Below are 1,957 nucleotides of genomic sequence, written 5' to 3'. Positions count from 1 at the left end.
CGGGTCTTTGACAGTTGTATAAATAAATTTTCCTTGAAAACCTTGATATAGGCTTATTTTTTTGTCAATTTTCTCATTTTAATATATCGCACTTTGTCGCACTGTGGTATAATATAAGTATAAGGAGGCGATATTCCAAATGAGACTTAAGGTAAGCAAATCTAAAAATTCAGCATCACTATATGTAATTAAATCTATTTACAATAGCAAGACTCAATCAAATTCTTCCAAGATTGTAGAAAAACTTGGAACCGAAACTGAATTGAGAGAAAAACTTAATGGTGCAGATCCATATGAGTGGGCTAAAGAATATATTAAAAATTTAAATGAAAAAGAGAAAAAAGGAACAAGAAAAATGCTTATTCCTTTTGAGCAATCTAAAATTATTTCTAAAGATGAACAACACTCATTTAATGGTGGATATCTTTTTCTTCAAAAAATCTATCATGAACTTAAGATAGACTGCATTTGCAAGAAGATTTGTGATAAGCACAAATTTAAATACAACCTAGATTCTATTCTTTCTAGATTGATTTATGGAAGAATTATTTTCCCAGCCTCAAAACTTGCTACGCAAGAATTATCAAAAAAATTTATTGAACAACCAGATTTTGATATTCAACATATTTATAGATCTTTAGAGGTAATAGCAAGCGAAGCTGATTTTATTCAATCTGAACTTTATAATAACAGTTTAAAGCTATATGACCGCAAAAAAGGTATTCTTTATTATGATTGTACAAACTATTTCTTTGAAATAGAGCAAGAAAACGGATTAAAACAATATGGTGTTTCAAAAGAACATCGCCCTAATCCTATTGTTCAAATGGGACTTTTTATGGACAGCGATGGTATTCCTCTTGCATTCTGTATAAATGATGGAAATACCAATGAACAAGTTACCTTAAAGCCTCTAGAAGAAAAAATTATATCAGATTTTAAACTTTCTAAATTTGTGGTGTGCACTGATGCAGGACTTGCTTCAACCAACAATAGAAAATTTAATAACACCAATAATCGTTCTTTTATTACAACTCAGTCTGTAAAAAAATTACGAAAAAATTTAAAAGAGTGGTCGTTAGACCCAACAGGCTGGCGCCTTAGTGGAATTAATCAAACATTTAATCTTAATGAATTAGATGAAGAAAAAAATCTTAAAAATATTTTTTATAAAGAACGATGGATTAAGGAAAATGGCTTAGAACAAAAATTAATCGTTACATTTTCTTTTAAATATAAAAATTATCAATCTAATATTCGTAACCGACAGGTTGAAAGAGCTCAGCACATAATAGATAAAAATCCTACAAAATTAAAGAAATGTAATTCTAACGATTATAAAAGATTTATCACAAAGAGTCATTGCACTCCAGATGGTGAAGCAGCAAATAAAGAAATTCTAGGAATAGATACTACTCTAATTGAGCAGGAAGCTGTATTTGATGGATTTTATGCAGTTTGCACTAACTTAGAAGACGAGGCTTCCGCCATAATAAAAGTAAATCAAAAGCGTTGGGAAATCGAAGAATGTTTTAGAATTATGAAAACCGAATTTAAAGCAAGACCTGTATATCTTCAACGTGATGATAGAATTAAAGCTCATTTTACTACATGTTTCATTTCACTTATAATATATAGATTATTAGAAAAAAAATTAGACGAAAAATTTACTTGTTCTGAAATTATTTCTGGATTAAGAGATATGAATTTCTATAAAATCAAAGGCGAAGGATATGTTCCTACTTACACAAGAACAGATTTTACAGATACTTTACACGAAAAATTTGGTTTTCGAACAGATTATCAGATTGTAAGTATAAAACAAATGAAAAAAATTTTTAAAGATACATAAAACTAAAAAAAGTACGCACTTTTTTGTTATATTCTAAAAGCTTGAAAGCCTTTTAAATCAAAGGATTCCAAGCTTTTTATCTTCTTCAACTGTCAAAGATGAGAT

1 protein-coding gene is annotated in these 1,957 nt (G+C 28.7%); it reads left to right on the top strand.

The features are described 5' to 3' along the window. The first annotated feature begins 139 nt into the window (after positions 1-139). Positions 140-1,852: an IS1634 family transposase gene (locus J2Z42_RS14295; RefSeq protein WP_209703437.1), complete on the top strand. Its 1,713-nt coding sequence runs from the start codon at positions 140-142 to the stop codon at positions 1,850-1,852. Positions 1,853-1,957 lie beyond the last annotated feature (105 nt).

It is taken from the genome of Clostridium algifaecis (genome assembly GCF_017874415.1).
In the GTDB taxonomy this organism is placed as follows: Bacteria; Bacillota; Clostridia; order Clostridiales; family Clostridiaceae; genus Clostridium_B; species Clostridium_B algifaecis.
This window is presented reverse-complemented; position numbering and strand designations above follow the sequence as displayed.